The sequence below is a fragment of the Skermania sp. ID1734 genome (assembly GCF_007489285.1).
In the GTDB taxonomy this organism is placed as follows: Bacteria; Actinomycetota; Actinomycetes; order Mycobacteriales; family Mycobacteriaceae; genus ID1734.
Genome location: NZ_VLIY01000004.1, coordinates 174925 through 200572 on the forward strand (window position 1 = coordinate 174925; position 25648 = coordinate 200572).

Genomic DNA, 25648 nt, shown 5'->3' on the forward strand with positions numbered 1-25648 from the left:
CCCGGGCCGCCGCTGCCGACGTTTCAACCCGCCCGCGATCACAACCACGATCGCTACGAAGAGCTTTGAACCGTCGGCGTTGACGGACTTGCACACTCTATTACCCCGTACAACGAATCCGGAGGCTTTTCGCTTCCAAGTTGCTTGGGCTGCAGCAAAATCGAAATCATTCGTTATGGAATCGAACACAAAACGGAATCGCTGCTGCGGTGTGGGCTCCATCCGCCTCCGCCACGGATGACATGATCGGCGATATGCGTGGAATCATCCTTGCCGGCGGAACCGGGTCGCGGCTGCATCCGATCACCGTCGGAGTGAGCAAACAGTTGGTGCCGGTTTACGACAAACCGATGATCTACTACCCACTTTCCACCCTCATCCTGGCCGGTATCCGCGACATTCTGGTGATCACGACCCCCGCCGACTCGCCCGCATTCACCCGGCTCCTCGGCGACGGCTCACAGTTCGGCGTGTCGATCACCTACGCGGTGCAGGCGGAACCGAACGGGCTGGCGCAGGCTTTCGTCCTCGGCGCCAGCCACATCGGCGACGACAGTGTGGCGCTGGTTCTCGGTGACAACATCTTCTACGGTCCGGGGCTCGGCAGCCGACTGCGCAGGTTCGCCGAGATCGACGGTGCGGCTGTGTTCGCCTACTGGGTGTCGGATCCGAGTTCGTACGGCGTCATCGAGTTCGACGGCGACGGCACGGCCATTTCGCTGGACGAGAAGCCCGCGCAGCCCCGTTCGAACTACGCCATCCCTGGCCTGTACTTCTACGACAACGACGTGGTCAAGATCGCGCACGACCTGGAACCGTCGGCCCGCGGCGAGTACGAAATCACCGATGTCAACAAGGTCTACCTGGAGCAGGGCCGGTTGCAGGTGGAAGTCCTGCCGCGCGGCACCGCCTGGCTGGACACCGGCACCTTCGACTCGTTGCTGGACGCCTGCAATTACGTCCGTACCATCGAGGAGCGCCAGGGCCTCAAGATCGGCGTGCCTGAGGAGGTGGCCTGGCGTATCGGCGCTATCAGCGATGATGAACTGCGGCAGCGGGCTGAGCCGCTGCTCAAGTCCGGGTACGGTGCATATTTGCTGGACCTGCTGGAGCGACCCCGCGATTAAGGAACTTTTCAGACGATGCAAATAAGGGAGCTGTCGATTCCGGGCGCGTGGGAATTGACGCCACGGCAGTTCGGCGATGACCGCGGCGTCTTTCTCGAGTGGTTCAAGTCCAGCGCTTTCGAAAAGACCGTGGGCCGTCCGCTCGATTTGCAGCAGGCCAACTGCTCGGTATCGGCCGCCGGGGTGTTGCGCGGCGTGCACTTCACCGACAATCCTCCCGGTCAGGCAAAGTACGTAACCTGCGTGCGCGGGGCGTTTCTCGACGTGATCGTGGATCTGCGGGTCGGTTCCCCGACCTTCGGCAGCTGGGATTCGGTATTGCTCGATGACACAGATCGTCGGGCGGTGTATCTGAGCGAAGGGCTCGGGCACGCGATCCTGTCGCTGGAGGACCGCTCGACAGTCATCTACCTGTGCTCGCTCGAGTACACCCCCGAACTCGACCGCGACCTGAACCCGCTGGACCCGGAGCTCGGCATCGCCTGGCCGACGGTTGGCCGCGACGGCCAACCGCTCGAATACACGCTATCGGCGAAGGACTCGGCAGCACCTGGACTCAGCGCGGCGCTCGAGGCGGGGATCCTGCCGAAGTGGGTGAACTAATCCGCTCCAGCAGTCCCCGCGCATCGACCGGCGCACGCACTTTGACGTCGTTGTCGAAGTACACAAACACATCGCGGCGCTCGGCGTGCGTGCGCAGTCGCGCTGCCCATCTATCGAGGGCCTCGTCGGTGTAACCGCTGGTGTACAACTCGACGTCACCGTGCAGCCGCGCGTAGGTGAAATCGCTCGTGACCAGGTCGATGGCTGGAAATTTGCCAGCGGAGTCGGCCAGCACCAGCGCGACGTCGTGGCGGCGAAGCAGCGGTTCCAGTTCGCCGGTGTCGAAGCTGTGGTGGCGCACTTCGACGGCGTGCCGCAATGGCCGCTCCGCGTCGGTCTCGGTCCAGGCCCGGCCGGTGATCCGATCGCTGTGCCCGCGTGCCAATTCGGCGGCGGCCGTCGTGGTTCTGGGCAGCAGGTCGAAGAATCTTTCGAGTCGCGCGGGTTCGAACTGCATCGTTGGCGGTAGCTGCCACAGGAACGGACCCAGTTTCGGTCCCAACGCCAACATCCCCGACGCAAAGAAGGTAGCCAGCGGCTCCTCGACGTCAGCGAGGCGCTTCATGTGCGTGATGAACCGCGAGCCCTTGACGGCGAACACGAAATCGGGCGGCGTCTGCTGCGCCCAGCTCAGGTAGCTACTTGGACGCTGCAGCGAATAGAACGAGCCGTTGATCTCCACCGAGTTCAGCGTGCGCGATAGGTACTCCAACTCCCGGCGATGCGGCAGCCCCGCGGGATAGAAGGTCCCCCGCCAGGGCGGGTAGACCCATCCGGAGGTGCCGACACAGATCACAGATGCAGTCTTCCCCAGATTGCCTGGTTCCAGGCGGAAGCGCGGTCAGTTACGCACCCGCCGCTGCGCCGCCGTGGAACGCCGCTGCCGGAACCGCCAGAACTGCACCGCACGAAAGTCTTCCGACAACTGCGAAACCGGTTCGGCAACGTCGGCCAGCGTCTGATGCAGATCATCGGCCAGGTTGGTCATGTGCGTGACCTTGCCGGCCAGGTGCGTCATGTTGACCAGGAACTCGAGCGTCAGACGCATGGTCGCGGCGAACGCCAGGGCCATCGGGGCGGCCAACACGACCAGGAAAAGCGCTCCGAGCAGCGCGGAGACCTGAAAGATGACGACCGTAAGAACCGTCGGGACCGCGACAGACACCACCAGGCCGAGAACATAGACGGCAGGCAGCAGGGTCGTTGTGGCGACGACACGGAAACGGACATCGAGCAGCCCCCGAAGGGCCGCAGTCACCCACGAGATGCCCGCGCCCAGGAACGTTGGCCGACCGGCGCCGCCCTGGTCGGCAACGGTGTACCACCCCTCATCCTCGGACCAGTCGGCCTCGTCCCAGTCGGAATATTCGCTACTCATGCTCGCCTCCCTCCTTCCTACCCCGGCTGGCACAATCGCCGATCATGCCGAGCCCATTCGATCTCGCCGCCCGACTACAGCGTCAGGCATTGCACGCAATGCTCTACTTTCCGTCGCGGCAGCTTCTGCAGACACCGGCGGATGCAGGTCTGGTCTACTCGGACATCGAGATCGACTGTGAACCCGGTGTTCGGTTGCACGCGTGGTTCGTGCGCGCGCGCAACCCGCGCGGGCACGTCCTCTTCGCCCACGGTAATGCCGGAAACATCGGTGACCGGGTAGCCCACGCTGAGCTCTTGGCCACAGCGGGCTTTGACGTGCTGCTTTTCGACTATCGCGGGTATGGGCGCAGCACCGGGTCGCCGAGCGAGGCGGGCACTTACCGTGACGGGAAAGCCGCGCTGCTGGCTCTGCGCGAGTTGCCGGGCGTCGACAGCGAGCGAATCATCTACCTGGGCGAGTCCCTCGGCGGCGCCGTCATGGTGCAACTCGCCGACGACACGCCGCCCGCTGGCCTGGTGCTGACGTCGACATTCACCAGCGTTCGCGACGTCGCCTCGGCCCACTATCGGGCAATCCCGACACCACTGGTTCCCGACGCCTACCCCAGTCTGCGACGCGTGGCTCGGCTGCGGTGTCCGGTGTTGATCGTGCATGGCTCGGCGGACGAGATAGTTCCGGTAGCGCAGGCTCACCGGTTGTACGAGGCGGCCGCCGAGCCCAAAACATTGCGCCTGATTAGTGACGCAGGTCACAATGATCTCATAGCTCTGGCGGGCCGAGAGTGGGCCCAAATCATCACCGACTGGTGGTCCACGGCCCAGCAATAGGCCCTGACGGCGTACGAAGTATGGAAAACCGCAGGTCAAAACGTTTTCAAAATGCGGCGGGCGTCACAGAAACTTCTTAGTAACTAATCCGGAAGTCGGTGCGATACCCCTAGTGAAGATCGAAGGGCACCGCACAAGAAGGAGACAGAGCGTGCGTACGACGACCGGAACTACTCCAAGCTCGTTGGCTGCCACTGTCGCGGACTACAACAGCCGCGGGTGGGTCGTGGCCGAAACCGCCAACGGTGTTTCCCTGGTCACCGATGAGAACATTTGCGGCATCGAGGTGACCGGTGAGCTCGCCGACGGCGTGCACGAGTACCTCCGCGCCAACAAACTCCTCGGTCCGGTTATCGCCCTTCCCGGCCACCAGCGCCGCGAGGTCCACCTCGTCACCGGCATCGCGCGGGCTGCACTCGCCATCGAGTCGCTGCGCGAGATGGGCGCCACCGTCCACATGGACGGCGCTGGCATCCCGTTGCCGCCCACCCAGCTCGTTGCCGGTTCGTCCCGCTGGTCGGTGAGCCCGGAAGCCGCGCGCTGGACCCCGCCGGTCGTGGCGATCGCCGCCGCGGTCCGCGCCACCAACCACCACCGTGGCAGCACCTGCTCGGAGCGCGCCGCCTGCTAATAGGCCGCAACAACTCGATAGACGCGCCTTCGAGCTCCTCAGTCACAGCGACTGAAACTGCCATCGGCTTCCGACGAGTCCCCTTGGTCATCGCGACCAGGGGGACTCGTCGTTGGTCACGCAATTTTGCAACCGCTTTGAATCTAGCGCGAACCCTATACAAGCCGTCGTGGTCGTTGTTAACGTGGTAAACGTCCAAAACACCTTGTGCGGGAAGGGGGTTTGGTGATGTTTTATGCGGTATGCGGCAGCCTAGGGTCGTGGCTAGGCAGTATGGCCAGTTTCGGTAGTTGTATCTGATGCCTCGAAAATTTCGAGGGAGCGTTCGGGGAGCAGTCGGTTGGAGCCGGGTGCTCCCTGTCGTTCTGTCCGTAGTCGCCTGCCTTACCGCACCGAACATCGCCGCCGCCGATCCCGCGCCGGGCTCCGGCTCCTCGTTCGGTCCCGCTCCGGCACCGCCACCACCGCCAACTCCGCGCAACGGTGCCGCGGTGGACCACATCGACGTCATCAATTCCCGCCAGTGGAACGTGTACGTCTACTCGCCATCCATGAACAAAGTGATCCTGCTGCAGGTCATCCGCCCAGCCGACACCAGCCGGCCACGGCCGACCTACTACGTCCTCAACGGCGGTGGCGGCGGCGAGGACCCGGCCAACTGGTATCGGCAGTCGGACATCGTTTCCTTCTTCGCCGACAAGAACGTCAACGTCGTCACGCCCGTCGGCGGCCGACTCACCTACTACACCGACTGGGAACGCCCCGATCCCGCAATGGGCGGGGTCAACAAGTGGACCACATTCTTTACCAAGGAGTTGCCGCCCGTCCTGGATCAGGCGCTGGGGGCCAACGGAGTGAACGCCATCGCCGGCTTGTCCACCTCCGGGAGCGCGGTGCTTTCGCTGGCCGAGTGGGCACCTGGGTTGTACCGGGCCGTCGGCGCATTCAGCGGCTGTGCACACACGAGCGTGTCGCCCGGCCGAGATTACGTGAATGCAGTGGTCACGGTGGGTGGTGGCAACACCGTCAACATGTGGGGACCGCCCGGCGACCCCGACTGGGTTGCCAACGACGCGTACGTGAACGCCGACAAACTGCGTGGCACCGCCTTGTACCTGGCCAGCGGAAACGGACTCATGGGCCCGCACGACAACCTCGGGGATCCCAGCGTCGCTGGTGATCCGCTCTCCTGGGTGGGTCAGGTTACCGTTGGCGGCGTGATCGAGGCTGCTACCGACCAGTGCACCCAGGAGCTGGCGGCGAGGCTGCAGCAACTGGGCATTCCGGCGACGGTGGCCGACGGCCCCGGCACCCATTCCTGGGGCTACTGGCAGGACGACCTGCACAAGTCGTGGCCGCTCATCGCCCAGGCCATCGGTGCTTAATCGATCTTGAAAATCACCGCGCGCTGAACGACGAAGTTGATCACCGTGGCGGTTCCCTGCGCGACGACATAGGCGAACAGCGTCGAAACAAAGGCCTGCGGCAGGTGGCTGAACAACACGTCGAATATTCCGACCTGGACCCCGAACGTCACCGCGTAGAGCACCACAACGGCCGCGAATCGCGCCCTGCTGGGCGGCGCCTGGAACGTCCACCTGCGGTTGAGCAGGTAGGCCGTGGTGGTGCCAAGGATGAAGCTGATCGACTTGGCCACGGTGTGCGACAGCCCGAAATGCATGAGAATCAGAAGGCCGCCGAAGTCGACGATCGCCGAGAACCCGCCCGTGATGACGAACCGCACGATCTGCGTTTTCAGGTCGACGTCGGTGCCGCCGGGCTCGTCGACGAGCGGCAGTTCCGGCGGCAGCGGCAGGTGCGGATGCTCGGTCACGACTGCTGAGGGTAGCGGGTCAGCCTGCCCGCAACACATCTTCGAGCCGGTTGTAGGAGGTCTGCAGCCCGTCGTTGTTCCCCTGCCCGATCATTCGGTCACGGATCTCGCGGCTTCGGTACTGCGACAGCACTGTCATGGTGGTCACGCCGTCGGCCTCGTCGAGCTCGATGGTTGTAAGTCCCGTCGCGGCTTCGGGCGCGCCCTCGATGGCTTCCGTCTGCACGAGCCGGCGCGGCGCGTCGACCTCTGTGTATGCACCGTGAAAGGCGATCTTGAGCAGCCGGTACCTGACGACAAAGCGCCAGGTACCGCCAGCACGGAGGTCGATGTCACACACTTTCCACGACATCTTCTCCGAGCCCCACCAGCGCTTGACCAGTTCGGGCGTGGTGAGCGCCGCGAACACCGATTCCGCAGCAGCGTCGAACGCCCTGGTGACCCGGATGTCAGTCTCCGATGGCAGTTCCACCACGGCCGATCCGTAGCGGTTCGCGGTCGGGGTTGGGCTCATGTGCAGGTTCTCCCTCGAGTTGCGCATTTCGACGAGCACGGTCGAGCATTCCAGGTGCGGGTCAGCCTTCCCGCAACACGTCTTCAAGCCGGTTGTAGGAGACCTGCATGCCGCTTTCCATGCCCGACTGAATGATCGCATCGCGAATTTCGCGGCTGGGATAGCGGGCAAGCACCCGCATCGTGGTCACGCCGTCAACCTCGTCCAGGGTGGTGACGTTGAGCCCCGCGGCGCCGTCGGGATCCGGGACGCCCTCGTACGCCTCGGTCTGCACGATCCGGTGCGGCGCGTCGATTTCTTTGAACTCACCGTGGAAACCGACCTCCATGCCGCCGTCCACTGCGACGAAGCGCCACCTTCCGCCCACCCGCAGGTCTACCTCGCACACCTTCCACTCGGAAGTGTCGAAGCCCCACCAGCGCTTGATGAGGACCGGGGTGGTCAGCGCCTTGAACACGTTGGCCGCGGGAGCATCGAAGGCGCGGGTGATCAGAATTTCGGTGTCGGTGGGCAATTCCACGGTGGCCGAGCCATGACGGGTGGTGGCGGGTTGGCTGCTCATCGCTGGTTCTCCTCAGTAGGCATTTCGGAAAGCAGATCGTCGAGGCGGTCGAGCCGGGCGTTCCAGGTGCGCTCATAGGCGCGCACCCAATCGTGGATAGGTCGCAGCGCCGGGCCGTTGACCCGGTAAACGCGGTGCCGCCCATCCGTGCGAACAAGCACGAGGTCGACCGCGCGGAGCACGCCGAGGTGCTTGGACACCTGCGGCTGGCTCAGCCCGAGTCGCTCCACGAGCTCGGTCACCGTGGCCTCGCCGTCGCCGAGGGCGTCGAGGAGGTCGCGTCGGCTCGATTCCGCTACGGCGTTGAACACGTCCGTGGTGGTCGGGGTTCGAGCCATATCACAATCATATTCCCATATCGGAATATGTCAACGGTGGATTGCCGCTCCTTTAAGTCTCCTGCGGTAGCCTCTATCCCGATGTCTGCCACGAGTGACCGCGCCGGGTCGAACCCGCTGCCCACGCAAACCCGCACCCTCACCGGATGGGGCCGCACCGCCCCGACCACCGCCGAGGTGCTCTCGACCCCCGATGTCGAGCTGATCGCCAAGGCCGTCGCCGAGGTTGCCGACCACAACGCGTCCAAGCCGACCCACCTGCGCCGCGGCGTGATCGCGCGCGGACTGGGCCGTTCATACGGCGACAACGCCCAAAACGCGGGCGGTCTGGTCATCGACATGACCGCGCTCAACAAGATCCACACGATCGACGCCGATTCCCGGCTGGTTCGCCTGGACGCTGGCGTCAACCTCGACCAACTCATGCGCGCGGCCCTGCCGTTCGGGCTCTGGGTGCCCGTGCTGCCCGGCACGCGCCAGGTGACGGTCGGCGGCGCGATCGGGTCGGACATCCATGGCAAGAACCACCACAGCGCCGGCTCCTTCGGCAACCACGTGCGCTCGATGGAATTGCTCACCGCCAGCGGTGAGGTCAAGACGCTCACCCCCAACGGCCGCAACTCCAAGCTGTTCTGGGCAACCGTCGGCGGCTGCGGACTCACCGGCATCATCCTCGAGGCCACCATCGAGATGACCCCGACCGAGACCGCGTACTTCATCGCCGACGGCGACGTGACCGGCAGCCTCGACGAGACCATCGCGCTGCACAGCGACGGCAGCGAGGAGCGTTACGACTACAGCTCCGCCTGGTTCGACGCCATCTCCCCGGCACCGAAGCTGGGCCGGGCGGCGGTATCCCGCGGGTCGCTGGCCAAGCTCGACGAACTGCCGAAGAAGCTGCGCAAGAACCCGCTCAAGTTCGACGCACCGACGCTGCTCACGCTGCCCGACGTGTTCCCCAACGGCCTGGCCAACAAGCCGATCTTCACCGTGCTGGGCGAGGTTTGGTACCGCAAGGCGGGCACCTACCGCGGCAAGGTGCAAAACTTGACGCAGTTCTACCACCCGCTGGACTTGTTCGGTGAGTGGAACCGCGGCTACGGCTCCAACGGCTTCCTGCAGTATCAGTTCGTGGTGCCGCCCGAGTCGGTCGGCGAGTTCAAGCGCATCATCGCCGATATTGAGTCCTCCGGCCACTACTCGTTCCTCAATGTGTTCAAGCTCTTCGGCCCGGGTAACAAGGCACCGCTGAGCTTCCCGATTCCGGGCTGGAACATCTGCGTCGACTTCCCCATCAAGCCGGGCCTGCACGAGTTCGTCAGCGACCTGGACCGGCGCGTGCTCGAGTTCGGCGGGCGGCTCTACACCGGCAAGGACTCGCGCACCACCGCCGAGACCTTCCAAAGGATGTATCCCCGGATCGACGAGTGGATCAAGGTGCGCCGCGGCGTCGATCCCGATGGCGTTTTCATGTCGGACATGGCGAGAAGGTTGGAACTTCAGTGATCAATGCCGTTGGTAACCCGCAGACCGTCCTGCTGTTCGGCGGCACCTCGGAGATCGGCCTTGCCATCTGCGAGGAGTACTTGAAGAAGGCTCCGCTGCGGGTCATCCTCGCTGCGCTGCCCGACGACCCCGGCCGCGACGCGGCGGTTGCTCAGCTGAAGGCGGCCGGGGCGACCCGCGTCGACCTGGTCGACTTCGACGCCCTCGACACCGGCAGCCACCCGAAGGTGATCGAGCAGGCCTGGGCCGATGGTGATGTCGACGTGGCCATCGTGGCGTTCGGCATGGACGCCGACGCCGAGGAACTGTGGCAGAACCAGCGCAAGGCCGTGCAGGTCGCCGAGATCAACTACACCGCAGCGGTTTCCGTCGGTGTGCTGGTCGGCGAGCGGATGAAGGCGCAGGGCTACGGCCGGATCATCGCGATGTCGTCGGTGGCCGGCGAGCGGGTGCGCCGCTCCAACTTCGTCTACGGCTCGTCCAAGGCCGGCCTCGACGGCTTCTACCTCGGACTGGGCGAGGCGCTGCGGCCGTTCGGCGTTCGGGTGCTCGTCATCCGTCCCGGCCAGGTGCGCACCCGGTTCAGCGCGCACGTCAAGGAAGCGCCGCTGACCGTGGATAAGGACTATGTTGCAGCGCTGGCCGTTCGAGCGTCGGACAAGGGCAAGGAACTGGTCTGGGCACCGGGTCAGTTCCGGTACGTGATGTCGGCGCTGCGCCATGTGCCGCGCCCGATCTTCCGCAAACTGCCGATCTGACGTCCCCGCCCGCCGTGATCACGACCGAATTGTCCGCGACACGCCGTCAAACCGCACCATCCGCTCGTGATCACCGCCGGGTAGTGGTGGGGACGCTTGCGGAAATGGTGGTGGCGGCAATCGTGGCCGCCGTGGTTGCCGCGGTGGGTCTCACGGCGTTCTCAGTGGTGCACTGGCCGGCGTTCAACTCGTCCAACGTCACTCGCGCACTGACGACCGTCGGTCAGATTGTTGCCATTGCGGCGCTTGGACTTTCGATCTATCTGCTGCGAATCCGTAAATGGGCGTGGTTTGCCCGGGTGCTGTCCTGGGCCGCCTTGAGCGGATTCGTCACCGTGACGCTGGGCATGCCGCTCGCGGCTACCAAGCTGTATCTGATGGGCATCTCGGTCGACCAGGAGTTTCGCACCGAATACCTGACTCGGCTCACCGACTCGGCCGCGCTCCACGACATGACCTACATCAATCTGCCGCCCTACTACCCGGCCGGCTGGTTCTGGGTCGGCGGACGGATGGCCGACCTGTTCGGCATGCCGGGCTGGGAAGCGTTCAAGCCGTATGCAATTGGTTCGCTCGCTGTCGCTTCGGTGCTGGCGTTGGTGTTGTGGAACCGGCTGATCCGCTCGGACTGGGCCATCGTGGTGGCGCTGGCGGGCGCGGCGATCGTGCTGGCCTATGCGTCACCGGAGGCCTATGGCGCCGTGATCGCCGTGCTGGTGCCGCCGGTGCTGGTGCTGGCCTGGGGCGGGCTGCACCGGAACTCGGGCGGCTGGGCCGCAGTTGTGGCCAGCGGCATCTTCGTGGGTATCGCGGCGACGTTCTACACGCTCTACGCCGGTTTCATCGCTTTCACGGTTGTCGGTCTGGCGGTCGTCGCGGCGCTGCTAAGGGTCCGGCGCGAGCAGACGTGGCGGGCAGGCCTCGAACAGGTCAAGCGCCTCGTCGTGATCGGCGCGATCGGGCTCGTCATCGCACTGATTGTCTGGACGCCGTATCTGCTGGAACTGCGGCACATCAAGCCGTCCCAGAACGGCACTGCGTTCCACTACCTGCCTGAAGCCGGTTCCCAACTGCCGCTGCCCATGCTGCAGTTCAGCCTGCTCGGTGCATTCTGCCTGCTGGGCACCTTATGGCTGGTGGTCCGCTCGGGCTCGTCGCGGCGCGCACAGAGCCTGGGCGTCGGTGTGGTGGCCATCTACGTGTGGTCCTTCGCTTCGATGGCGTTCACCGCCCTCGGTAGCACCTTGCTGAGCTTCCGGCTGGAACCGATCCTGCTGGTGCTGCTCAGCGCCGCTGGCACGTTCGGGTTCCTCGAGGCGTCGCGGGCAATATTCGCGTCCTTCGGCGACTCGGCGCGGATCAAGTTCGCGGCGCTGGCCCTTGGCATCATCGGCGCGATCGCGTTCGCGCAGGACATTCCGCACACACTCGCCGCCGAGATCACCACGGCCTATACCGACACCGACGGCAACGGTCACCGCGCGGACGAGCGCCCACCGTCGGCAGTCGCGTACTACGGCAAGATCGACTCCGCGATCACCGACCAGCTCCGGAGACAGCGCGACCAAATCGTGGTCCTGACCGCGGACACCAGCTTCCTCGCCTACTACCCCTACTACGGCTTTCAGGCGCTGACCTCGCATTACGCGAATCCGCTGGCGCACTTCAACGACCGCGCCGCCACGATCAAGCAGTGGAGCGAACTCGGCACACCGAACGAACTGATCGATGCGCTGGACCACTGCCAGTGGCGGGCGCCGGATGTGTTTTTGTTCCGCCACTCCGCGGACGGGTACAGCCTGCGCCTGGCCGAGGACGTTTACCCGAACGATCCCAACGTGCGGCGATACACCGTCACATTCGGAAAGTCGCTGTTTGCTGACTCCCGGTTCGTCGTCACCGACATCGGTCCTTTCACGCTCGTGACCAGAAACCGATAGCCATGCTGGTGCCGGGCACGATCATCGCCGGCCGCTACCGCTTGACCGAACTGCTCGCGCGTGGCGGGATGGCCGATGTCTACATCGCCATCGATGAAACGTTGCGACGCCGCGTCGCCGTGAAGCTTTTCCGGCTTGATCCCCATGTCGGCGCCGACGAGCGTCGCGTGCAGAGCGAAATCCGCACTCTCGCAGCGTTGCATCACCCCGGACTGGTCACCGTGTTCGACGCCGGCGTCACCGACGACATCGGGCCGTTCCTCGTCATGGAACTGGTCGACGGGCCGACGCTGTCTCGCCAGCTTGCCGTCGGCCCGCTGCCTGCCGACGACACGATGCAGTTGGGCGCGGTGTTGGCCCGGACGCTGGCGTACGTCCACTCGAACGGCGTCATTCACCGAGACATCAAGCCGGCCAACATCTTGCTCGACTCGACGAACGGCATGGCTCCGAAACTCGCCGATTTCGGCATCGCCCGACTACTCGACAGCGCCCGTCTTACCGACCAGGGCGTGACGGTCGGAACGGCCAACTACCTCAGTCCCGAACAGGTCCGCGACGAACCCGTCGGGCCGCCCGCCGACATCTACGCACTCGGACTCGTACTCATCGAATGCGTGACAGGCCAGGCCGTGTATCCCGGCGGCGGCTCGGAGGCCGCCCTCGCCCGACTGCAGCGAGGGCCGGCGATTCCGGCTGGGCTGCCGGAGCAGCTGTCCGCCGTCCTGACCATGATGACGCGCGACGATCCCGGGCAGCGACCGACCGCGGCAGAGGTGGCCGAGCGTCTCGGAGGTGCCAGCCGGCCCATCGCGACCATGGTCGCAACCCGTCCCGTCGGTGCCACAACCCCGCCAACCACCGTTGCGATACCCCGACGACCAGTGCGGCTCCGCCTGTTGTTGCTGGCCGCAGCCGTCCTGGCCATGCTGCTCATCGCCATCGTCGTGTTCGCCGCGCGTACCGGCAAGGAGAAGGCGCCCGCGCCGGCGGTACCCCCGACCAGCGTCGTGCCGGTAAGTTCGTCGCTGCCGCCGCCGCCGACATCCGAGCCGGCTGCGGTGCTGCCCGGGACCGCGCCAGTTTCTGCGGGGCCACCGATATCTGCTGCGCCACCGATGTCCCCGACACCGCCCGCGCACCCGGGTAAGGACAAAAACCCCGGCCACGGTAATCCGGGCAAGGGTCACGGTCACAACAAGTAGCCGGTCAAAGCGGATGTTTGCGACGTAAAGAATCGTCGGAGCGCGGCTACTGCGCAGAGATGTCAATGGCCTCAATAAGGGTTTGGAGCCAGTCCGCGGCACGGTGCACGTCCGGGACCACGTCATTTCCGAGGCGACTCGCAGCGGCGGCGTAGAGGGCGGGCCAGGCCGGCCAGATTCGGATAGTTGGTGGCCACGAATGACGTTGGCGGCTGGTAAAAATCTCGACACAGGCGGTGCGAATGGACGCGAGTTCATCGTCGTTGACTACCAAGGTGAGTAACTGCAAGTCGATGAGGTCGCGGGCGCGGTCGTTTTCGATCACACCGTCGAGTGGGTCGGTACAGGCGTGGATTTTCTGCGCGATTTGGTACCGCAAGGAGAGGCAGTAGACGGGGCCTCGGGGCGCCAGACCGATGGTGTCGTACTCGTCAACCGTGATCCGGTCGTGTTCGTCTCCTGAATTGCCTTCGGCTTGGCCAACTTCGACTGGAACTGTCGCAAACGGCTTGCCGAGGTAGTCGAGCTTGACCTCGAACCGGCGGGGTTTGATCAGCAACCCGGGAATGTTGATCTCGGTTTCACGTGTCAACCGTCCGGTGAAGCCGCCCCAACCGGCATCGAGCAGTCCGCGGGCTTGAGCCACGAACCTGTCGACATTCCCCCGAACGGCTACATCGAGGTCTTTCGACAGTCGGGCCGGCGCCGTACCGCGGCGCAGGTCGATGGCGGTTCCGCCTTTTATCAGGACCGGCGGCCCATCGGTGCCGAGATCTGCGCCGAGGAAGATCTCGTTGAGAACGAGTGCCGCGAGTCGTCGTTGGACCCTTGTCTCGACTTGGCGGACATCGCGCGCGCGGTTGCGTAGTCGGGCACGCAGGGAGGCAATATTCGGAGGTGGCATGCCCGGTTGGGAGCCCCTGGAATCACGCACGGGCGGCCGTCGAGGTCAGATGTCGGCGCGCGCGCACTTGCGCCTCCAGCTCCTGCGCCTGGTCCTCTGTCAGGTAGCCCTCGCGACGGCCTGTCTCACAGGCTTGCAAAAGTAGTCGGGTGTCCGTGCCCAAGGAGAGGCAATCCTGGATCGAGTTCGCAACGCGGACGACCGGCACACCGTCAACCTGGGTGATTGCAGTCGGCTCGATGGCGCGCCGCCAGATCCGATATAGCTCGCCGCCACGGCGGCGCGGGGCGTACTCGCGCGGGACCGTGACATGAATCAGCGGCGGATTTACGTCGCACAGCTCTAGTAGATCCAGTGCGGACTCGTGCGAGATGACCCCTCGCCCGCGCGTCCAGGCGACGGCTTCGGCGTAGGACGCAAGCGGCCCAGAGGCGAGAATGGGGACACGGTAGACGCCCTGCGCCGAGTGCTCCAACCTGCCCCTGGCCGCCAGCTTGCGGAGCTGAGTGGGGTCGATCCCGGCCGCGACAGCATCCGCGACCGTGACATAGCCGTGGTTGTCCACGGCTATGTCAAGCACACGGTCGAACGCGGTCATGTGCAATACCGTACCAAAAATGCATGGTATTGCACACCAAATTGCCGACTAGGAGCGCATAGTCCACGCCGAGCGCGGCCCAGAGAGCATGGCTTAAGAGATTTCTCAGCAGTCGTTACTCACGGACGGTAGTTCACTATTCGTGGGTTGGATCCGTTTCCCGCGTCGATGTGGATTTCGCCTCTTGGCGCGTTGACTTGCACTTCAACCATGACCGCATGATCGGGATTCGGATAGTAATGGAGGACAGTCAGCGCATTGGGCGGCGAAACACTGAACCGAGCACCGTGCTGGCAATCTCTGCTTATCGCAATGTGCCACTGTCCAGGCGGCAGCTGGAGGTAGGAAAGCTTCGTCGCATCGAACACGACCGGCCATTCCAACCCAAAGTCGATTCCGCAATAGATGTAAGGCTTCTCCATGGGGAAGGGTAGGGGCGTCGTCGCGGGCAAATTCGCCGAGTCCTCAGACAGGCCGCATGAGGACAGCGAGCCGATAATCGCCGTCAAACAGAACGACTGGACAATCCGCGACATGCCGGACAGTCTGATCCTGCCCTGGAATTCGCCATCACAAGGACTACACAGATTTCCGTCCCTGGAACGCATGCGATTGGGAATCACGCACAATTTCTACGCCGTCGCCACTTGTCTAAGGCCTCTCAGACTCAAAGTCACGCCACAGTCATCGCGCCGAACTCACGCGATCGAATACGCCTCCAGCGGAAACTTGCCCGCCTCCCGAATCGCGTTCAGGGTCGAGGTCGGCCGCAGAATGACCGCTTCACCGTGCTGGTTGATGTAGTACGTCCGCGACGTCGCGCAGCTGCCCAGGTAGAAAACCGAATCGCCGAGCTTGTTCGTCATCCGGTCGAGGAACTCGGTGTTGGCGTCCTCGGTCACCTCGAACGTGGTCGCGTTTCGGCGAGCCAACTCGCCGAACAACCGCTTGATGTGGCGCATCTGCGTTTCGATCGTGGTGAAGTACGACAAGCCGCTGTACGAATAGGGACTCGACAGTGTCAGGTAATTGGGGAAATAGGGCACCGCCACGCCTTCGAAGGCCTGGAAGCGGTTGTCGCGCCACCACTTACCGAGGTTGCGTCCTTCGCGGCCGATGATTTCGAACGCGGGAAAGTTGACGTCCCAGATGTTGAAGCCGGTGGCTAGGACCAGCGTGTCGATCTCGGTGACGCGGCCGTCGGTGGTGACGATCCCGTGCGGTTCGATCCGCTCGATGCGGTGGGTTTCCACCTGCACGTTGCGCTTGGTCAGGGCCGGGTAGTAACTGTTGGAAAACGTTGGCCGCTTACAGCCGAAGTCGTAGTCGGGCGTCAGTTTTCGGCGCAGCTTTGCGTCGCGAACCTGCACCAGCATGTGGGCCCGCGCGAGCAGTTCGGCGCCCTTGTTGAGCACCTTCGCCTGCCGGTAATGCAGGACGGCGCTCACCATCATCAACTCCAGCGCACTGGTATTGACCATTCGTGCGGCCTGCTGGGTCACCGGGATACGGGCGAAAAGCTGTTGCACCACACCGGGAATCGGGGCGTCGATCTTGGGCACCACCCAAATTGGCGTTCGCTGGAACACCGTCAGCGCCTTGGCCTTTCGGGCAAGCTCGGGAATGAGTTGCACTGCGGTCGCGCCGGTCCCAATGATCGCTACGCGGCGGCCGGTTGCGTCATAGCTGTCGTCCCAGTCCGCGGTGTGGACGATCTTGCCGGCGAACGAGTCGATGCCCTCGATGTCGGGAGTATTGGGCTGCGACAGGTAACCCGTTGCGGTCACCAGGAATCGGGCGGTCAGCGTTTCGCCACCGGCGAGGGTGACCACCCAGCATCGGGCTTCCTCGTCCCAGCGTGCGCCGTCGACTTCTGCGTTGAAGCGCATGTGCCGACGCAGGTCGTATTTGTCGGCGACATGGTCGGCATACTTTTTCAGTTCTGCTCCGGGGGCGAACAAGCGCGACCAGAACGGATTCGGCTCGAAGGAATACGAGTAGGTGACCGAGGCGATGTCGACGGCAAGCCCCGGATACCGGTTGACGTGCCACGTGCCGCCGAGGTCATCCTCCCGGTCCAGGATCGCGAAATTTTCGAATCCGAGTCGCTTGAGTTCGATGGCGGCGCCCATGCCGCCGAATCCCGCGCCGACGATGAGGGCCTGGTACGTCGGGCTGTTCCGTTCAGTGGCCATCGCACACCTTCTGGCGTTCCAGCAGCATGCACTGACATGCCGCTCTGTATGTAAACGACGGTAGCACCGCTTTACCCAGTGGAAGCAGGGCTCCCCTACTGCACGCTGACGCAAGTAGGGGTCCCCGGCTTCCGTGGTGCCGCACGCCGGCGTCGCGCGTCGGTGTCGCGCCAGGCGCACGCGCAAACCCGACGATTCGGCCGAACAGCGTCGCATCGGTAAACTCGACGCGACCAGGTCTGGAGGACGTGTGACGCAGGTGCAGGAGAGGCTCAGCCTCGCGACCAGCACCGTTGACCGCACCACACCCATCAAACGCCGCTGGTTGTGGCCCGATTGGATCGCCGCTGTCGTCTACCTCACCGCCGCCGGCGCGGTCCTGTCCGGCCAGTGGCGCGATCTCACCAACGGCTACCTGGCCAAGAGCGGCCAGGACCAGACGATGTGGGAATGGTTCTTCGCGGTAGCGGCGCACTCGGTGGCGCACCTGGAGAATCCGCTCGGCACGACGCTGCAGAACTTCCCACTCGGCGTGAACATGATGGCCAACACGGCCATGTTCGGGGTCAGCATCCCGCTCGCGCCGATCACCCTGGCGTTCGGCCCGACGGTGACGTTTGCGCTGGTCCTGACGCTCGGGCTGTTCAGCACCGCGCTGGCGTGGTACTGGCTGTTCTCCCGCCACCTGGTCAGTCGGGGGGCGGCGTTTCTGGGCGGGGCCCTGTGCGGCTTCTGTCCGGCGATGGTTTCGCACGCCAACGCGCACCCGAACTTCGTGGTCCTTCCCCTGCTGCCGATCATCGCGTCGCTGTTGCTGCGCATCGTCAACGGCGACGCCCGGCCGCGCCGGTCCGGCCTAGCGCTCGGCTTGCTGATTGCGGCGCAGATCGCGCTGGGTGAGGAACCGCTGCTCATCTTCGCCGTTGCTTTCGCGATCTTCGCGGCCACCTATTACCTCAGCGCCGCACGGGGCGAACGGCGAGCCGGCATCCGGGCCGCTCGCCAGCGCCTCGCACGGCCATTGGCGATAGCGGCGGCCGTGGCACTCGCGCTGACCTGCGTGCCGTTGTGGTGGCAGTTCTTCGGCGCGCAGAGTTACCGGTCGATCGACCACGGGATGATGGGGAACGACCTGAAGTCGCTCGTCCAGTTCCCGTCTGAATCGCTCGGCGGCATGTTCTCGCCGGGACAGAACGTGGCGATCAACCCAACCGAAGAAAACGCCTACTTCGGCTGGCCGCTGCTGCTCTTGGTGACGATCACCGCCATTTGGCTGTGGCGTAACCGCATCGCCCGGGCCGCGACCGTCACTCTCCTAGTGACCGCGGTGCTGTCGCTGGGCAGCGAACTGCAGATCGGCAAGCGCTCGACCGGCATCCCGCTGCCCTGGCGCTGGGTGGGCAATCTGCCGTTGCTCGAGTCAGTGCTGGAAACCCGGTTTGCGATGGCAGCGGTGCCGGCCATCGCGATCGTGCTGATGCTGGCCACCGACCGGGTTTTCCGCCGCGGCGACCGGTCGTTGCCGCTGCTGTGGAGCGCCGGTCTGGCGCTGAGCCTGGTTCCGCTGGTTCCGACAGTGCTGCCGGTGATCGAGCGCAGCCCCACCCCCGACTTCTTCACCTCCGGGGACTGGCGGCCGTACCTGCATGGTGGATCTATGGTGATCGTGCCGCTACCACGCCCGGAGCACGCCGACGCGCTGCGCTGGCAGCGGGAAAGCGACTTCGGATTCCCGATCGCCGCGGGATATTTCGTCGGCCCGGTGGGCGCGGAGAAGAAGGGCAAATACGGCCCGGAGGACCGCCCGACCGCGCTGCTGCTGCGCAAAGTCCAGCGCACCGGCGCGGTGCCGGACATCGACGCGGCCACCCGCGCGCAGGCGGCCAAAGACCTCAGCTTCTGGCGCGCCGACGTGGTGGTCCTGCCACCGGGCGAGAATAATCCGGCGCTGCGCGACACCGTGCAGCGACTGCTCGGCCGACCGGGCCGGCAGGTCGACGACGTATGGGTATGGGACGTGCGCTGAACGGCGCTCGACACAACACCGACCGGCATCAGGATTTGCTCAGTCTCGGCCGATACCATCTGGCCTTGTGCCAACCGCCGCCAACAGCGTCGCCAGATCTGACGAACCGGCTTTTCGTAAGCGGCAAACCTACCGGCTGATTGCCATCGCCACCGGTTTGCTGGGGATCTTGTTCGCCGTCGTTACGCCGATACTCCCGGTCAAGCAGGACGCCGCAAGCATCAGTTGGCCGCAGGCTGGGGCGAAAAATCTTACGGCGCCGCTGGTTTCCTACACACCACTCACGTTCGACGCCTCGGTGCCGACGTCGACCATCGCCCAGCTCGGCGCCAAGGGCGGAACCCTGCTTTCCACGGTTCCGGTGGCGTCCGGCAAGGCAGCGACCGACGGTTTGGTCATCAAGGTCGAACCCGGCAAGGATGGCGCTCCCGCAACGGTCTCGGTGGTTCAGCGACTCAACCCACTGTTGCGCGCCCAGGTCACCCAACTAGGGCCAGATGCACGGATCACGCTGCATTCCGACTCTGCCAATACTCGTGCGGAAATTACGGATTCTGTTGGCTCGGACGGCAAGCCGCTCGCCTTCGATGTCCCGCGAGACCTGCGCCCGCAGGTGGTCGGTATCTTCACCGACCTGAATTCGGTTGCCGTTCCCGGACTTTCGGCGCATCTCGACGTTGACTCGCGGTTCTCCATGTCGCCCAGCGCGCTGAAGCTGGCGGCCATCGCGCTCGCGGTGGTGTTGACGCTGGCGTCACTGGTCGCGTTGCATCTGCTCGACGGCGATGACGGACGGCGCGCACGGCGTTTCCTGCCGGCGCACTGGTGGCGGGTCACCCCGGTTGACGCGGTGGTGGTGGGCACGCTGGTGCTGTGGCACTTCGTGGGTGCCAACACCTCCGATGACGGCTACATCCTCAACATGGCGCGAGTGTCCGAGCACGCCGGATACATGGCCAACTACTTCCGCTGGTTCGGCGTACCCGAGGCCCCGTTCGGCTGGTACTACGACGTGCTCACCTGGATGACGCGCGTCTCCGACGCGAGCCCCTGGATGCGCTTGCCGGCGCTGCTGTGCGCGCTCATTTGCTGGATGGTTATCAGCCGAGAGGTACTGCCGCGGCTCGGTGCGCGCGTATCCCATAACAAGGTTGCACTGTGGACGGCCGGACTGGTCTTTCTTGCCTTCTGGTTGCCTTACAACAACGGCCTGCGCCCGGAGCCGATCATCGCGCTCGGCGCGCTGCTGACCTGGGCGTCGATCGAACGGGCCATCGCCACTCGGCGGTTGTTGCCCGCCGCCGTTGCGGTGCTGATCGCAGCGTTCTCACTGGCCGCGGGACCGACCGGGCTGATCGCCGTGGCCGCGCTGATCGCGGGTTCGCGGCCGGTGTTGCAGATCATCATCCAGCGCGGTCGGGGCGTACTCGGATACCTGTCGCTGCTGGCTCCCGGCGTCGCGGCCGGCACGCTGGTGTTGGTCGTCGTCTTTGCCGACCAATCGCTGGCCGCGGTGCGCGAGTCCACGCGCGTGCGCAAGATCATCGGCCCCAACGTCGCGTGGTTCGACGAGCGCTACCGCTGGGACTCGTTGATGACCATTTCACCCGATGGCTCGCTTGCCCGGCGCTTCGGCGTGTTCGTCATGCTGCTGTGCCTGCTCGTGTGCATTCTGGTGCTCGTCCGTGGCCGTGGTCGCATTCCGGGCACCTCGCGCGGACCGTCGGCGCGGATCCTCGGCATCGTGTTCGCGTCGCTGTTCCTGATGTGGTTCACCCCGACCAAGTGGACGCATCACTTCGGCGTGTACGCCGGGCTCGCAGGCTCATTGGCGGCCCTCGCCGCGGTTGCCGTCGGCACGGCGAGTATTCGCTCGCGGCGCAACCGGACGCTGTTTGCAGCAGCGGTGGCGTTCCTGCTGGCGATGTGCTTCACCAGCTCGAACGGCTGGTGGTACGTGTCGAGCTACGGTGTGCCGTGGTGGGACAAGCCGCCGATGGTCGCGGGCAAGGGATTTTCCACGGTCTTTCTGGGGCTGACGGTGTTGTTGCTGCTGTTGGCGGCCTGGCACCACTATCGCGAGCCGTACCTGCGCGCCAACGGCCGCGACACCGAGCGGGTGCGCCGCTTCGCCCCCGCGCCGCTGACCATCGCCGCCGCGTTTGTAGTCCTGTTCGAGGTGGCCTCGCTGCTCAAGGGCGCGGTTTCGCAATACCCCGCCTATTCGGTGGCCCGGTCGAACCTCGATTCGGCGGCGGGTGACATCTGCGGCCTGGCCAACGACGTGTTGGTGGAGACCGATCCCAACGCGGACATGCTGCGCCCGATCACCGGTTCGGTCGCCGACGGACTCTCGGCGTCGAATACCGGCTTCACCCCCAACGGCGTGGCCGAGGACCTCACCGCCGATCAGGAAGAGAAGACCGAGGGCACCGCCAACACGATTCGCACCACCGAGGCGAAGACCACCGACACCACCGGCGCCGGCACGGGCGGTGGCACGGAAGCACAGGCCGGCGTCAACGGCAGCACGGTCATGCTGCCGTTCGGCCTCGATCCCAAGACCACGCCGGTGCTCGGCAGTTACCAACAGGGTGAGCAGAAGCAGGCATCGTTGACCACCCAGTGGTACGGCCTCGATCGCGGTGGCCCGGTGCTGGCAATCACCGCAGCCGGTCGCATTCGCTCGGTGGACAAGGACGGCGTCGTGACCTATGGGCAGGACCTGCGCGTCGAGTACGGCACCCGCGGTGCGAACAACAGCGTGCACGTTCTCGGTTCGGTAGTCCCCTACGACATCGGTCCGTCGCCGTCGTGGCGCAATCTGCGCGTCCCGCTCGACGAAATACCTTCGACGGCCAACGTCGTACGCCTGGTGGCGGTGGACAACGACATCACGCCCAAGCAGTGGCTCGCGGTCACCCCACCGCGAGTGCCGAAGTTGCGCACGCTCCAGGACGTCGTCGGGAGCCAGACGCCGGTGTTGCTGGACTGGTCTGTCGGTCTGGCGTTCCCGTGCCAGCGCCCGTTCGACCATCACGACGGCGTGGCCGAGGTGCCGCAGTACCGGATCCTGCCCGACCGAGTCGGCGCGGACGCCACTAATGCCTGGCAGGACCACATCGGTGGCGGACCGCTCGGCTGGACGGAGCTGCTGCTTTCGGCCGACACCATGCCCACGTATCTGAACCATGACTGGCGCCGCGACTGGGGTTCGCTGGAGAAATTCACGCCCTATGTCAGCGGAGCCGAGCCCGCCGAATTGACCGTGACCCGGGTAACACGTTCGGGGCTGTGGAACCCTGAGCCGATTCGAGTGCAATAACCAGCCGGAATCGGCCGGTACCATCTGAAGCCGTGTCAGATGTGGTGATTGATCAGCAGTACCCAGCTCCGGCGGCGCCGGAAACCGCCGGAAACGGCGGGTCGACGCCGACTGACATGCGGGCTCGGTACCGCACCGCCCGGTGGGTCGCGATGATCGCTGGCCTGCTGGGCGCGCTGCTGGCGCTCGCCACCCCGTTCCTGCCGGTGACCCAGACCACGGCCGTGGTGAGCTGGCCCCAGAACGGCTCGCTGAACGACGTCGACGCGCCGCTGATGTCGCAGGTGCCGATCGATGTGCACGCGACAGTTCCGTGTTCGGTGGTGAACCGGCTTCCGGCCGGTGGCGGCATCCTGCTGGCGACAGCGCCGCCGCAGGGCAAGAACGCCGCGCTCAACGCGTTGTTCGTCCGGGTCTCGCCGGCATCCGTGGATGTGGTGGACCGCAATGCGGTGGTGGCCACCGCGCCGCGCGCCGATATGAGCAACTGCTCGACCATCAACATCGAATCCACCATCGACCGCACCACCGCCTCGTTCGGCGGACTCACTGACGCAAACGGTCAGCCGCTGCAGGGACAGCTCGTCGGTGACCTGCGGCCCCAGGTCGTCGGTGTCTTCACCGACCTCGATGCGGTGGCCAACAAGTCGGTGCCGGCGGGTCTGTCGTTCTCGATGACGGTGGACTCCCGGTTCTCCTCGAGCCCCACGCTGATCAAGCTCACGGCCATGCTCGGTGCGGCGCTGCTCACCCTGATCGCGCTCGGCGCCCTGGCCCAGCTGGACGGCACGGACGGTCGCGGACACCGGCGATTTTTCCCCGCCCGATGGTGGCGGCCGACGGGAGTGGACGGCGTCGTTGTCGGCGTTCTCGTGTTGTGGCACTTCATCGGCGCGAACACGTCCGACGACGGCTACATCCTCACCATGACTCGGGTGGCGCCGCACGCGGGCTACCTGGCCAACTATTTCCGCTGGTTCGGTGTGCCGGAAGCGCCGTTCGGCTGGTACTACGACGTGATCGAGGCCTTCGCCAAGGTGTCCACGGCGAGCCCCTGGGTGCGGCTACCGGCCCTGATGTGCGCGGTGCTGTGCTGGATGCTGATCAGCCGGGAAGTCGTTCCGCGCCTCGGTCGGGCAGCCCGGACCAACTCTGTCGCGCTGTGGACCGGCGGACTGGTTTTCCTCGCGTTCTGGCTGCCATATGACAACGGCCTGCGGTCCGAGCCGATCGTCGCGTTGGGCGCGCTGCTCACCTGGATTTCGGTCGAGCGCGCGATTGCGACCGGGCGACTGTTGCCGGCAGCGCTCGCCTGCCTCATCGGCGCGTTCACCCTGGCAGCCGCCCCGACCGGGTTGATGGCCGTCGCGGCGCTGCTGGCCGGCATTCGGCCGTTGGTTCGGATCGTGGTGCGTAGGCGTCGCGAGGTCGGCCTCGTGGCGTTGCTCGCGCCGATCGCGGCGGCGGGCCTGCTGGTGTTGACCGTTGTCTACAGTGACCAGACCTTCGCCGGCATTCAGGAAGCCAACCGGGTGCGCAGGGCGATCGGCCCCAACCTGGAGTGGTACGAGGACTTCCTGCGCTACTACTACCTGTTCGTGCAAACCGCCGACGGCTCGCTGTCGCGCCGGTTCGCCTTCCTGATCATGGTGTTGTGCCTGTTCACCACGCTCTTTGTGCTGTTGCGGCGCCGCCGCATCCCGGGTGTGGCCAACGGGCCGGCATGGCGGTTGATCGGCGTGGTCTTCGGAACGATCTTCTTCATGATGTTCAACCCCACCAAGTGGACCCACCACTTCGGGGCGTACGCGGGCATCGCCGGCTCGCTGGCCGCGCTCACGGCCGTCGCCGTGTCGGCAACGGCGCTGCGGTCGCGGCGTAACCGGACGTTGCTCGTCGCGGGGCTGCTGTTCGTGCTGGCGCTGTCGTTCTCCGGCTGGAACGCCTACTGGTACGTGTCGAGCTACGGAATCCCGTGGTTCGACAAGCAGGTCCAGTTGCACGGCTACAAATCCAGCACCTTCTTCCTGGTCCTGTTCGGCCTGGCTGTCGCGCTGACGGGCTGGCAGTACCTGCGCGAGGGCTACGCCAAGCCGCTGGTGGGCGCGAACACGCAGAAGGGTCGGCGGATCCGTAAGTTCGCGGGCGCGCCGCTGACCGTCGTCGCGGGACTGGTGGTGCTGTTCGAGGTGCTGTCGCTGGCCAAGGGCGCCGTCGCGCAATATCCCGCCTACTCGCTGGCCCGATCCAACTATGACGCGCTGCGCGGCAAGACCTGCGGACTGGCCGACGACGTGCTGGTCGAAAAGGACGTCAACGCCGGCAATTTGGCGCCGATCCCGGATCCGGCGCATCCGCTCAAGGACCCCAACGATCCACTCGCCGGCAGCAACCCGATCGGCTTCGACCCCAACGGCGTCCCCACCGACCTGTCGGCGGACGCCATCGAGGTCAAGCCGGGAACCGGCAACACCGTGAGTCAGACCGTCGGGTCCTCCGTTGCGCAGGGCGAAAATGCCGGCACCGCGGGCGGTGTCGGCGCGCGCGGCGTCAACGGCTCCACCGCCAAGCTCCCGTTCGGCCTCAACCCGGCCACCACGCCCGTGTTGGGCAGCTACCAGAGCGGCATCCAGGAACCGGCGTCGCTCACCTCCAGCTGGTACCAGCTACCGCCGCGCAGCCCGGACTCGCCGCTGGTGGTGATTTCGGCGGCGGGTCGCATCAAGTCCGACATTGCCTACGGGCAGGACCTGCTCGTCGATTACGGCAAGAAGCAGCCGGACGGCACGGTACAACTGCTCGGCACTTACCGGCCCAAGGACATCGGTCCGGCGCCGTCGTGGCGCAACCTTCGGGTGCCGTTGAGCGCCATCGCGCCCGACGCGGATGCGGTGCGGATCGTCGCCAACGACCCGATCTTGATCGGCGACCAATGGCTGGCGTTCACCCCGCCGCGCGTGCCAAAGCTGGAGCCGCTCAACACCTTCATCGGCAGCAAGCAGCCGGTGCTGCTCGACTGGGCGGTGGGACTGCAGTTCCCGTGCCAGCGGCCGTTCGATCACCAGTACGGCGTCGCGGAGGTGCCGAACTTCCGGATTCTGCCGGACCGGCCGCTCGCCGTGTCGTCCACCGACACCTGGCAGGCCGAAGAGTTCGGCGGCCCACTCGGTTTCACCGAAATGCTGGCCGAACCAGTCACTGTGCCAACGTATTTGAAGGACGACTGGGGTCGGGACTGGGGATCGTTGGAGCGTTACGACCAGTACTACCCGAATGCCACTGCGGCGCAACTCGATACCGGAAAGGCGACGCGGTCGGGGTTCTGGTCGCCCGGGCGGTTGCGGGTGTTCTAGCGGTCGTCCGTACGTTAGATT

22 protein-coding genes are annotated in these 25648 nt (G+C 65.3%); 12 read left to right on the forward strand and 10 right to left on the reverse strand.

The window, feature by feature from the left end; translation table 11 throughout:
* Window positions 1-254 precede the first annotated feature (254 nt).
* Window positions 255-1127, forward strand: coding sequence for a glucose-1-phosphate thymidylyltransferase RfbA (rfbA, locus tag FOS14_RS06780; protein WP_143769515.1), 873 nt, complete (start codon window positions 255-257; stop codon window positions 1125-1127).
* 15 nt (window positions 1128-1142) lie between these two features.
* Window positions 1143-1730, forward strand: coding sequence for a dTDP-4-dehydrorhamnose 3,5-epimerase family protein (locus FOS14_RS06785; protein WP_143769516.1), 588 nt, complete (start codon window positions 1143-1145; stop codon window positions 1728-1730).
* Here FOS14_RS06785 and FOS14_RS06790 read toward each other — a convergent pair.
* Window positions 1684-2526 (reverse strand): DUF72 domain-containing protein, encoded by an 843-nt coding sequence (locus tag FOS14_RS06790; RefSeq protein WP_143769517.1) that lies wholly within the window; start codon window positions 2524-2526, stop codon window positions 1684-1686. The genes FOS14_RS06785 and FOS14_RS06790 overlap by 47 nt on opposite strands.
* Before the next feature lie 45 nt (window positions 2527-2571).
* Complete coding sequence (locus FOS14_RS06795; protein ID WP_143769518.1) at window positions 2572-3108, reverse strand: DUF4282 domain-containing protein; 537 nt, start codon at window positions 3106-3108, stop codon at window positions 2572-2574.
* A 44-nt stretch (window positions 3109-3152) separates the two neighbouring features.
* On the opposite strand from FOS14_RS06795, the gene FOS14_RS06800 reads away from it, so the two are divergent.
* The 3 genes from FOS14_RS06800 to FOS14_RS06810 all read left to right on the forward strand — a co-directional run bounded on the left by FOS14_RS06800 (window position 3153) and on the right by FOS14_RS06810 (window position 5954).
* The gene (locus tag FOS14_RS06800; protein WP_143769519.1) at window positions 3153-3938 is read left to right on the forward strand and encodes an alpha/beta hydrolase; all 786 of its coding nucleotides are present in this window, start codon (window positions 3153-3155) and stop codon (window positions 3936-3938) included.
* Window positions 3939-4089: 151 nt separating this feature from the next.
* Complete coding sequence (locus FOS14_RS06805) at window positions 4090-4569, forward strand: hypothetical protein (RefSeq protein WP_143769520.1); 480 nt, start codon at window positions 4090-4092, stop codon at window positions 4567-4569.
* 299 nt (window positions 4570-4868) lie between these two features.
* Window positions 4869-5954, forward strand: a complete 1086-nt coding sequence (locus FOS14_RS06810; RefSeq protein ID WP_143769521.1) for an alpha/beta hydrolase family protein — start codon at window positions 4869-4871, stop codon at window positions 5952-5954.
* Here the strand turns inward: FOS14_RS06810 and FOS14_RS06815 are convergent.
* The 4 genes from FOS14_RS06815 to FOS14_RS06830 form a co-directional block, all read right to left on the reverse strand.
* Window positions 5951-6442, reverse strand: coding sequence for a GtrA family protein (locus FOS14_RS06815; protein ID WP_143769522.1), 492 nt, complete (start codon window positions 6440-6442; stop codon window positions 5951-5953). The genes FOS14_RS06810 and FOS14_RS06815 overlap by 4 nt on opposite strands.
* Window positions 6423-6917 (reverse strand): SRPBCC domain-containing protein, encoded by a 495-nt coding sequence (locus tag FOS14_RS06820; protein ID WP_143769523.1) that lies wholly within the window; start codon window positions 6915-6917, stop codon window positions 6423-6425. Before FOS14_RS06820 ends, FOS14_RS06815 begins: the two co-directional genes overlap by 20 nt.
* A 61-nt stretch (window positions 6918-6978) precedes the next feature.
* On the reverse strand, window positions 6979-7479 hold the full coding sequence (locus FOS14_RS06825) for an SRPBCC family protein (protein WP_143769524.1): 501 nt from the start codon (window positions 7477-7479) through the stop codon (window positions 6979-6981).
* Window positions 7476-7817: a helix-turn-helix transcriptional regulator gene (locus FOS14_RS06830; RefSeq protein ID WP_143769525.1), complete on the reverse strand. Its 342-nt coding sequence runs from the start codon at window positions 7815-7817 to the stop codon at window positions 7476-7478. The genes FOS14_RS06825 and FOS14_RS06830 overlap by 4 nt, the downstream gene beginning before the upstream one ends.
* Before the next feature lie 81 nt (window positions 7818-7898).
* Between FOS14_RS06830 and FOS14_RS06835 the strand changes: the two genes are divergently transcribed.
* From FOS14_RS06835 to FOS14_RS06850, 4 genes are all read left to right on the forward strand, one after another.
* Complete coding sequence (locus tag FOS14_RS06835) at window positions 7899-9323, forward strand: FAD-binding oxidoreductase (RefSeq protein WP_143769526.1); 1425 nt, start codon at window positions 7899-7901, stop codon at window positions 9321-9323.
* Complete coding sequence (locus FOS14_RS06840; protein ID WP_143769527.1) at window positions 9320-10081, forward strand: decaprenylphospho-beta-D-erythro-pentofuranosid-2-ulose 2-reductase; 762 nt, start codon at window positions 9320-9322, stop codon at window positions 10079-10081. Before FOS14_RS06835 ends, FOS14_RS06840 begins: the two co-directional genes overlap by 4 nt.
* A gap of 104 nt (window positions 10082-10185) precedes the next feature.
* On the forward strand, window positions 10186-12021 hold the full coding sequence (locus FOS14_RS06845) for a galactan 5-O-arabinofuranosyltransferase (RefSeq protein ID WP_143769528.1): 1836 nt from the start codon (window positions 10186-10188) through the stop codon (window positions 12019-12021).
* A 2-nt stretch (window positions 12022-12023) separates the two neighbouring features.
* Window positions 12024-13226: a serine/threonine-protein kinase gene (locus FOS14_RS06850; RefSeq protein WP_143769529.1), complete on the forward strand. Its 1203-nt coding sequence runs from the start codon at window positions 12024-12026 to the stop codon at window positions 13224-13226.
* Window positions 13227-13272: 46 nt separating this feature from the next.
* On the opposite strand, the gene FOS14_RS06855 is transcribed toward FOS14_RS06850, so the two are convergent.
* The 4 genes from FOS14_RS06855 to FOS14_RS06870 form a co-directional block, all read right to left on the reverse strand.
* A complete protein-coding gene (locus FOS14_RS06855) occupies window positions 13273-14130 on the reverse strand; it encodes a nucleotidyl transferase AbiEii/AbiGii toxin family protein (RefSeq protein WP_143769530.1) in 858 nt (285 codons plus the stop codon).
* Window positions 14131-14152: 22 nt separating this feature from the next.
* Entirely contained in the window at window positions 14153-14728 is a 576-nt protein-coding gene (locus FOS14_RS06860) for a type IV toxin-antitoxin system AbiEi family antitoxin domain-containing protein (RefSeq protein ID WP_143769531.1), read from the reverse strand.
* Between the two features lie 119 nt (window positions 14729-14847).
* Complete coding sequence (locus FOS14_RS06865; RefSeq protein ID WP_143769532.1) at window positions 14848-15264, reverse strand: hypothetical protein; 417 nt, start codon at window positions 15262-15264, stop codon at window positions 14848-14850.
* A gap of 162 nt (window positions 15265-15426) precedes the next feature.
* The gene (locus FOS14_RS06870) at window positions 15427-16923 is read right to left on the reverse strand and encodes an NAD(P)/FAD-dependent oxidoreductase (RefSeq protein ID WP_143769533.1); all 1497 of its coding nucleotides are present in this window, start codon (window positions 16921-16923) and stop codon (window positions 15427-15429) included.
* A gap of 250 nt (window positions 16924-17173) precedes the next feature.
* On the opposite strand from FOS14_RS06870, the gene FOS14_RS06875 reads away from it, so the two are divergent.
* The 3 genes from FOS14_RS06875 (at window position 17174) to FOS14_RS06885 (ending at window position 25627) form a co-directional block, all read left to right on the forward strand.
* Window positions 17174-18949, forward strand: a complete 1776-nt coding sequence (locus FOS14_RS06875) for a DUF6541 family protein (RefSeq protein ID WP_143769534.1) — start codon at window positions 17174-17176, stop codon at window positions 18947-18949.
* A 67-nt stretch (window positions 18950-19016) separates the two neighbouring features.
* Entirely contained in the window at window positions 19017-22274 is a 3258-nt protein-coding gene (locus FOS14_RS06880; protein ID WP_255450122.1) for an arabinosyltransferase domain-containing protein, read from the forward strand.
* A 116-nt stretch (window positions 22275-22390) separates the two neighbouring features.
* Window positions 22391-25627: an arabinosyltransferase domain-containing protein gene (locus FOS14_RS06885; RefSeq protein ID WP_143769638.1), complete on the forward strand. Its 3237-nt coding sequence runs from the start codon at window positions 22391-22393 to the stop codon at window positions 25625-25627.
* Window positions 25628-25648: the final 21 nt, after the last annotated feature.

Bases quoted from the DNA above. Each gene is read 5' to 3' on its own strand.
- FOS14_RS06835 (WP_143769526.1), top strand. From the start codon at position 7,899: ATGTCTGCCACGAGTGACCGCGCCGGGTCGAACCCGCTGCCCACGCAA.
- FOS14_RS06855 (WP_143769530.1), bottom strand. From the start codon at position 14,130: ATGCCACCTCCGAATATTGCCTCCCTGCGTGCCCGACTACGCAACCGC.
- FOS14_RS06850 (WP_143769529.1), top strand. From the start codon at position 12,024: ATGCTGGTGCCGGGCACGATCATCGCCGGCCGCTACCGCTTGACCGAA.
- FOS14_RS06795 (WP_143769518.1), bottom strand. From the start codon at position 3,108: ATGAGTAGCGAATATTCCGACTGGGACGAGGCCGACTGGTCCGAGGAT.
- FOS14_RS06785 (WP_143769516.1), top strand. From the start codon at position 1,143: ATGCAAATAAGGGAGCTGTCGATTCCGGGCGCGTGGGAATTGACGCCA.
- FOS14_RS06860 (WP_143769531.1), bottom strand. From the start codon at position 14,728: ATGACCGCGTTCGACCGTGTGCTTGACATAGCCGTGGACAACCACGGC.
- FOS14_RS06885 (WP_143769638.1), top strand. From the start codon at position 22,391: ATGCGGGCTCGGTACCGCACCGCCCGGTGGGTCGCGATGATCGCTGGC.
- FOS14_RS06820 (WP_143769523.1), bottom strand. From the start codon at position 6,917: ATGAGCCCAACCCCGACCGCGAACCGCTACGGATCGGCCGTGGTGGAA.
- FOS14_RS06830 (WP_143769525.1), bottom strand. From the start codon at position 7,817: ATGGCTCGAACCCCGACCACCACGGACGTGTTCAACGCCGTAGCGGAA.
- FOS14_RS06810 (WP_143769521.1), top strand. From the start codon at position 4,869: ATGCCTCGAAAATTTCGAGGGAGCGTTCGGGGAGCAGTCGGTTGGAGC.
- FOS14_RS06815 (WP_143769522.1), bottom strand. From the start codon at position 6,442: ATGTGTTGCGGGCAGGCTGACCCGCTACCCTCAGCAGTCGTGACCGAG.
- FOS14_RS06865 (WP_143769532.1), bottom strand. From the start codon at position 15,264: ATGTCGCGGATTGTCCAGTCGTTCTGTTTGACGGCGATTATCGGCTCG.
- FOS14_RS06870 (WP_143769533.1), bottom strand. From the start codon at position 16,923: ATGGCCACTGAACGGAACAGCCCGACGTACCAGGCCCTCATCGTCGGC.
- FOS14_RS06845 (WP_143769528.1), top strand. From the start codon at position 10,186: ATGGTGGTGGCGGCAATCGTGGCCGCCGTGGTTGCCGCGGTGGGTCTC.
- FOS14_RS06825 (WP_143769524.1), bottom strand. From the start codon at position 7,479: ATGAGCAGCCAACCCGCCACCACCCGTCATGGCTCGGCCACCGTGGAA.
- rfbA (WP_143769515.1), top strand. From the start codon at position 255: ATGCGTGGAATCATCCTTGCCGGCGGAACCGGGTCGCGGCTGCATCCG.
- FOS14_RS06800 (WP_143769519.1), top strand. From the start codon at position 3,153: ATGCCGAGCCCATTCGATCTCGCCGCCCGACTACAGCGTCAGGCATTG.